The sequence below is a fragment of the Pseudomonas sp. P116 genome (assembly GCF_020149425.1).
In the GTDB taxonomy this organism is placed as follows: Bacteria; Pseudomonadota; Gammaproteobacteria; order Pseudomonadales; family Pseudomonadaceae; genus Aquipseudomonas; species Aquipseudomonas anatoliensis.
Map to the genome: position 1 here is coordinate 840,187 of NZ_JACVHB010000003.1, position 7,123 is coordinate 847,309.

6 protein-coding genes are annotated in these 7,123 nt (G+C 58.5%); 2 read left to right on the forward strand and 4 right to left on the reverse strand.

All coding sequences use genetic code 11. The features are described 5' to 3' along the window. Positions 1-75 precede the first annotated feature (75 nt). The 4 genes from ICA15_RS14320 to ICA15_RS14335 form a co-directional block, all read right to left on the reverse strand. Complete coding sequence (locus ICA15_RS14320) at positions 76-1,509, reverse strand: NAD(P)(+) transhydrogenase (Re/Si-specific) subunit beta (RefSeq protein ID WP_210553212.1); 1,434 nt, start codon at positions 1,507-1,509, stop codon at positions 76-78. After that, positions 1,509-1,829, reverse strand: a complete 321-nt coding sequence (locus ICA15_RS14325) for an NAD(P) transhydrogenase subunit alpha (RefSeq protein ID WP_003187417.1) — start codon at positions 1,827-1,829, stop codon at positions 1,509-1,511. Before ICA15_RS14325 ends, ICA15_RS14320 begins: the two co-directional genes overlap by 1 nt. Before the next feature lie 15 nt (positions 1,830-1,844). Beyond that, positions 1,845-2,966, reverse strand: coding sequence for a Re/Si-specific NAD(P)(+) transhydrogenase subunit alpha (locus ICA15_RS14330; protein WP_210553211.1), 1,122 nt, complete (start codon positions 2,964-2,966; stop codon positions 1,845-1,847). A gap of 434 nt (positions 2,967-3,400) precedes the next feature. Further along, entirely contained in the window at positions 3,401-4,300 is a 900-nt protein-coding gene (locus ICA15_RS14335; protein WP_210553210.1) for a LysR family transcriptional regulator, read from the reverse strand. A gap of 157 nt (positions 4,301-4,457) precedes the next feature. On the opposite strand from ICA15_RS14335, the gene ICA15_RS14340 reads away from it, so the two are divergent. Together ICA15_RS14340 and ICA15_RS14345 are read left to right on the forward strand one after the other, a co-directional pair. After that, positions 4,458-5,639, forward strand: a complete 1,182-nt coding sequence (locus ICA15_RS14340; RefSeq protein WP_150617035.1) for an acyl-CoA dehydrogenase — start codon at positions 4,458-4,460, stop codon at positions 5,637-5,639. Positions 5,640-5,652: 13 nt separating this feature from the next. Continuing rightward, a complete protein-coding gene (locus ICA15_RS14345; RefSeq protein ID WP_150617036.1) occupies positions 5,653-6,873 on the forward strand; it encodes a CaiB/BaiF CoA transferase family protein in 1,221 nt (406 codons plus the stop codon). Positions 6,874-7,123 lie beyond the last annotated feature (250 nt).

Sequence of the window (7,123 nt, forward strand, 5' to 3'; positions counted from 1 at the left end):
GCGGCATATTGTCCGACTGTTTGCGCAAATAAAAACGCCCCGACAGGTCGGGGCGTTTGGTTCAGCAGACGAAAATTACTCGACGGCTTTAACCATGTCTTCGATGACTTTCTTCGCGTCACCGAACACCATCATGGTCTTGTCCAGATAGAACAGTTCGTTGTCCAGACCGGCATAACCGCTGGCCATCGAGCGCTTGTTGACGATGATGGTCTTGGCCTTGAACGCTTCGAGAATCGGCATGCCGGCAATCGGCGATTTCGGATCGTTCTTGGCGGCCGGGTTGACCACGTCGTTCGCGCCGAGCACCAGCACCACATCGGCCTGACCGAACTCGGAGTTGATGTCTTCCATCTCGAACACCTGGTCGTACGGCACTTCGGCCTCGGCCAGCAGTACGTTCATGTGCCCGGGCATCCGCCCGGCCACTGGGTGGATCGCGTACTTCACGGTCACGCCACGGTGGGTCAGCTTCTCGGTCAGTTCTTTCAGCGCATGCTGCGCACGGGCCACCGCAAGGCCGTAGCCTGGAACGATGATCACGGTGTCAGCGTTGGTCAGCAGGAACGTCGCGTCGTCAGCCGAACCGGATTTCACCGGACGTGCTTCCTTCGCACCGGCCGGGCCAGCGTCAACCGTATTGCCGAAACCACCAAGCAGTACATTAAAGAAGGAACGGTTCATCGCCTTGCACATGATGTACGAGAGGATCGCACCGCTCGAACCCACCAGCGAACCGGCGATGATCAGCATCGAGTTGTTCAGCGAGAAACCGATACCCGCCGCTGCCCAACCGGAATAGCTGTTAAGCATCGACACCACCACCGGCATGTCGGCGCCGCCGATCGGGATGATGATCAGCACGCCCATCACGAACGCCAGCGCCAGCATCAGCGCGAACGCGGTGAGGTTGCCGGTGAACATAAAGGTCAAACCGAGTGCCAGTGTCGCCAGACCCAGTACCGCGTTCAGCTTGTGCTGACCGGTGAACTGTACCGGTGCACCCTGAAACAGGCGGAACTTGTACTTGCCCGAGAGCTTGCCGAAGGCGATCACCGAACCGGAGAACGTGATGGCACCAATGGCCGCGCCGAGGAACAGTTCCAGACGGTTGCCCGCCGGGATCGCGTCGCCCAGATGCTTGACGATGCCCAGCGACTGCGGCTCAACCACGGCGGCAATGGCAATGAACACCGCTGCCAGGCCGATCATGCTGTGCATGAAAGCGACCAGTTCCGGCATCTTGGTCATTTCAACGCGTTTGGCCATGATCGAACCGGCAGTGCCGCCGACCAGCAGGCCGACGATCACATAACCAATACCAGCAGTGGCCAGCTCAGCGCCGAGCTTATAGATGAGGCCCACAGTAGTGAGGATCGCCAGACCCATGCCGAGCATGCCGAACAGGTTGCCGCGGCGTGACGTGGTCGGGTGTGACAAGCCTTTGAGGGCCTGGATGAAACAGATCGACGCGATCAGATAAAGCGTCGTGACGAGATTCATGCTCATTACTTCGGCGCCTCTTCTTTTACTTTCGGGGCTTTCTTCTTGAACATCTCAAGCATGCGACGGGTGACCAGGAAGCCACCGAACACATTGACCGCGGCCAGCGCCACGGCGAGGGTGCCCATGGTCTTGCCCAGCGGAGTAACCGTCAGGGCAGCGGCCAGCATCGCGCCGACGATCACGATCGCCGAGATGGCGTTGGTCACGGCCATCAGCGGCGTGTGCAGTGCAGGTGTAACGTTCCAGACCACGTGATAACCGACATAAATCGCCAGCACGAAGATGATCAGGTTGTAGATACCGGGGGAGATAAGCTCTTCCATCGTCTGAATCCCTGCTTAGGCGTTTTTGCGGATGACTTGGCCGTCGCGGCACATCAGGCACGCGGCGACGATGTCGTCTTCGAGGTTGACGTCGAACTGGCCTTCTTTAGTGAAGACCAGCTTCAGGAAGTCCAGCAGGTTGCGTGCATACAGCGCCGAAGCGTCTGCAGCGACTTCACCGGCCAGATTGGTCGGACCGGCGATTGTCACGCCGTTCTCGATCACCACCTGATCGGCCACGGTCAACGGGCAGTTACCGCCCTGCGCAGCCGCGAGGTCGATGACCACCGAGCCTGGTTTCATTTGCGCCACGGTGTCCGCACTCAACAACGTCGGTGCCTTGCGGCCCGGGATCAGCGCGGTAGTGATGACGATGTCAGCCTGCTTGGCGCGTTCATGCACGGCCTGGGCCTGACGCTGCATCCAGCTCGCCGGCATCGGCCGCGCGTAACCGCCGACACCGACGGCGCATTCGCGCTCTTCATCGGTCTCGTAAGGCACGTCGACGAACTTGGCGCCGAGGGATTCGATCTGTTCCTTCACCGCCGGACGCACGTCGGACGCTTCGATAACCGCACCCAGACGTTTCGCCGTAGCAATCGCCTGCAACCCGGCCACGCCTGCGCCGAGAATCAGCACGCGCGCCGCTTTCACAGTGCCCGCAGCAGTCATCAGCATCGGCATGAAGCGCGGATAGTAGTGAGCGGCCAGCAACACGGCCTTATAGCCGGCGATGTTCGCCTGGGACGACAACACATCGAGACTCTGCGCCCGCGAGGTGCGCGGCGCTGCTTCCAGGGCGAACGCGGTAATCCCGCACTCGGCCATTTTGGCGATGGTGTCGTTGTTGAACGGGTTGAGCATGCCAACCAGCACCGCACCGCGCTGGATCAGCGTCAGTTCGGCATCGCTTGGGGCGACCACTTTGAGAATCAGCTCGGCGCCAAACGCATCGTTGGCACTGCCAATAGTTGCGCCTGCCGCTTCATAAGCACTGTCGACAACGCTGGCTTTAACGCCGGCGCCGCTTTGCACAGTGACCTTATGACCTTGGCTGATCAGCTTTTTAATGGTTTCCGGGGTTGCAGCAACCCGTGTTTCACCGGTCTGGGTTTCGAGAGGAACACCAATGTGCACGTCAAATCTCCTGCGTGATCTTATTGAGTAAACCCAGGCACTTCGGATGGTGCGACTGGGGCGGCCGATCAGCACGATCCCGCTAAATCAGGGCGGGGCGCGGCATTTTGCAGGCGAACTTTATGCCCTTCAAGGGATTATGACGGGTGACGGAAAATTAACTACAAGTCATGCCGTGACCGAATGTCGCATGTGACCGGCTCAATCCCTTGCAGGCCGCGCCTTACAAGGATTCTGGACGAGTTTGAAGATTTATCTCATCGGTGACGTGAATGGACCGTAATGAGTCGCGAATGAAGGCTCAAAGCCACGTCGGCAGGCGCTTGTGGGACGTCTGTACGACTTTCGGATACAGTCATTGAATATGCGACAAATACTTATATCTGTAGTGCTTCAGTTTTTCTGACTACGAGGTCAGTTATCCCTGTAAGCCGCTAGCCTTCTAGGCTGTAGCTCTGCGCCTGATTTACCAACCAGTCGCGAAATGCCTTAAGGGACGCCGATTCGACCTTTCGCTCGGGAATCATCAGGTAATACGCCTTGATGCTGGAGAGTTCCTGGGGGTTGGCAATCACCAGACGCTTCTCGGCCAATTCGCGCTGAATCAGGAACGGCGGGATCAGCGCAATGCCCATGTCGTGCATGGCCGCCTGGGCCAGCATGGAGAATAGTTCGTAGCGCGGCCCCGTCATGTCGCGAGGAATGCTCAGATGTTGCGAATTGAACCACTGACGCCAAGCGTAGGGGCGGGTGGTCTGCTGCAAGAGGGGCAGCTCGGCAATCTCTTCCGCTGTCAGCTTTACCCTGTTACCGAGTAGGGCGGGGCTGCACACGGGCATCGGATTTTCACCCATCAGCCTGTGGGACTCGGTACCGGACCAATCGGCATCGCCGAAATAGATGGCGGCATCGAAGTCGGTGTCGGCGAAGAGGAAGGGGCGTGTGCGGTTAGTCAGGTTGACGGTGACTTCCGGATGTTTGAGCTGGAAATCTTTTAAGCGTGGCAACAGCCATTGGGTGCCGAAGGTTGGCACCACCGCCAGTTCGATCACATTGGCGCCTTGCTGGCCCATGACCGACAGCGTGTCGCGCTCGACCGCATCGAGTTGAGTCGCCACCCGACGGCTGTAGGAAAGCCCTGCTTCGGTCAGCTTTACCCCGCGTCGCGAGCGTCGGAACAGTTCCACGCTGAGGAACTCCTCAAGGCTGGCGATCTGTCGGCAAATGGCGCCTTGGGTGAGGGAAAGTTCTTCGGCAGCCTTGGTAAAGCTTTCGTGACGAGCGGCAGCCTCAAAGCTGATCAGAGCGGTTGTGCTGGGGATCTTCCTGCGCATGTACGTCAACCTCACTAAAACATCGCTTAAAAGGCATTCGGCGCCGTTTCGGAGTGAGAAATTAGCACAACAGAATGCGAAATCCTCGTTTGCCGCGACCGCGAACCGCGCCTAGGATCAATGCCACGTTAATTCACCGATTTACGAGGGCACACTCATGGGCGGTAAAGCTAGCTTCAACTGGATCGATCCCCTGCTGCTGGATCAACAGCTCACCGAAGAAGAGCGCATGATCCGCGACACTGCCGAGCAGTTCGCTCAGCAGAAGCTTGCGCCGCGTGTGCTCGAAGCTTTCCGCCATGAGAAGACCGATCCGGCAATCTTCCGCGAGATGGGTGAAGTCGGCCTGTTGGGCGCGACCATTCCTGAACAGTACGGTGGCAGTGGCCTCAACTATGTCAGCTACGGCCTGATTGCCCGTGAAGTGGAGCGTGTCGACTCCGGCTATCGCTCGATGATGAGCGTGCAGTCGTCGCTGGTGATGGTGCCGATCAATGAATTCGGTACTGAAGCGCAGAAACAGAAGTACCTGCCGAAACTGGCTTCTGGCGAATGGATCGGCTGCTTCGGTTTGACCGAACCAAACCACGGTTCCGACCCGGGCGCGATGATTTCCCGTGCACGCAAAGTCGACGGTGGCTACAGCCTGACCGGCGCCAAGACGTGGATCACCAACAGCCCGATCGCCGATGTGTTCGTCGTTTGGGCCAAGGACGATGCTGGCGACATCCGTGGCTTCGTTCTGGAGAAAGGCTGGAAAGGCCTGAGCGCTCCGGCGATTCACGGCAAGGTCGGCCTGCGCGCTTCGATCACCGGTGAGATCGTCATGGACAACGTGTTCGTACCAGAAGAAAACATCTTCCCGGACGTACGTGGTCTGAAAGGTCCGTTCACCTGCCTCAACTCCGCACGTTACGGCATCTCTTGGGGTGCGTTGGGCGCTGCCGAGTTCTGCTGGCATACCGCACGCCAATACACTCTGGACCGCATGCAGTTCGGCCGTCCTTTGGCCGCTACTCAGCTGATCCAGAAAAAACTGGCGGACATGCAGACCGAGATCACTATGGCCCTGCAGGGTTGCCTGCGTCTGGGTCGCATGAAGGATGAAGGCACGGCTGCGGTCGAAATCACTTCGATCATGAAGCGCAACTCGTGCGGCAAGTCGCTGGATATCGCCCGCATGGCTCGCGACATGCTGGGCGGCAACGGTATCTCCGACGAGTTCGGCGTGGCCCGTCACCTGGTCAACCTGGAAGTGGTGAATACCTATGAAGGTACGCACGACGTCCACGCGCTGATCCTCGGTCGCGCACAAACAGGTCTGCAGGCGTTCTATTAATAGGAGAACGACCATGGGCGCGCTGTCGCATCTGCGGGTACTGGATTTATCGCGAGTGTTGGCCGGGCCATGGGCTGGGCAGATCCTCGCCGACCTTGGCGCCGAAGTGATCAAGGTCGAGCGCCCCGGCAATGGTGACGACACTCGCGCCTGGGGGCCGCCGTTCCTAAAGGACGCTTATGGTGAGAACACGTCGGAGGCGGCTTACTACCTGTCGGCCAATCGCAACAAGCAATCGGTGACCATCGACTTCACGCGTCCCGAGGGCCAAAAGCTTGTTCGCGAGCTCGCGGCCAAGTCAGACATCCTCATTGAGAACTTCAAGGTGGGTGGTTTGGCGGCTTATGGGTTGGACTATGAGTCGCTGAAGGCGATCAATCCGGATCTGATCTACTGCTCGATCACTGGCTTCGGTCAGACCGGACCCTATGCCAAGCGTGCCGGTTACGACTTCATGATCCAGGGGCTGGGTGGGCTGATGAGTCTGACCGGTCGGCCCGAAGGGGATGAGGGGGCCGGGCCGGTGAAGGTTGGTGTGGCGCTGACGGATATCCTGACCGGGCTGTATTCGACCGTGGCGATACTGGCGGCGCTGGCTCATCGTGATCACGACGGTGGTGGTCAGCACATTGATATGGCGTTGCTTGATGTGCAGGTAGCCTGCCTGGCTAATCAGGCGATGAACTACCTGACCACGGGCAATGCACCCAAGCGCCTGGGCAATGCGCATCCTAACATCGTGCCTTATCAGGACTTTCCTACGGCCGATGGCGATTTCATCCTTACCGTGGGTAATGACGGGCAGTTCCGCAAGTTTGCTGAAGTGGCGGGTCAGCCGCAGTGGGCTGATGATCCGCGCTTTACTACTAATAAGCTGCGGGTGGCGAATCGTGCAGTGCTGATTCCTCTGATTCGTCAGGCGACAGTCTTCAAGACCACGGCGGAGTGGGTAGCCCAGTTGGAGCAGGCGGGTGTGCCATGTGGCCCGATCAATGATCTGTCGCAGGTGTTCGAGGATCCGCAGGTGAAGGCGCGTGGGCTGGCAATAGAGTTGCCCCATGCGTTGGCGGGGATGGTGCCTCAGGTGGCGAGTCCTATTCGAATGTCGCAAACCCCTGTCGAGTATCGACTTGCGCCTCCTTTGCTGGGTGAACATACCTTGGAGGTTTTGCAGCGAGTCTTGGGTTTGGGCGCGGGTGCGGTGGCTGCACTGAAAGAGGATGGAGTGCTCTGAAGCTCCTTCTATATAGAAGGCTTAGCGTTCCCCTCTATATATGGGGGGGATTTGGTCGTTTCTTGATCGATCTGCAAGTAATTGAAAGAAAAGCGAAATTAGCTGTTGACGGCAGATTCCAGACGTCTATAATTCGCCCCACTTCCGGCGCAGTCGAAACGGAAAACTCCTTGAGATTCAATGAGTTAAGTAGGTTTCGAGAGCGGGTCGCTTCAGTTCATCGAAGCCTGGAAGGAGTTGAAAGAGCGGT

Excerpts from the sequence above, each read along its gene's own strand:
- ICA15_RS14335 (WP_210553210.1), bottom strand. The coding sequence starts at position 4,300 with ATGCGCAGGAAGATCCCCAGCACAACCGCTCTGATCAGCTTTGAGGCT.
- ICA15_RS14320 (WP_210553212.1), bottom strand. The coding sequence starts at position 1,509 with ATGAGCATGAATCTCGTCACGACGCTTTATCTGATCGCGTCGATCTGT.
- ICA15_RS14340 (WP_150617035.1), top strand. The coding sequence starts at position 4,458 with ATGGGCGGTAAAGCTAGCTTCAACTGGATCGATCCCCTGCTGCTGGAT.
- ICA15_RS14325 (WP_003187417.1), bottom strand. The coding sequence starts at position 1,829 with ATGGAAGAGCTTATCTCCCCCGGTATCTACAACCTGATCATCTTCGTG.
- ICA15_RS14345 (WP_150617036.1), top strand. The coding sequence starts at position 5,653 with ATGGGCGCGCTGTCGCATCTGCGGGTACTGGATTTATCGCGAGTGTTG.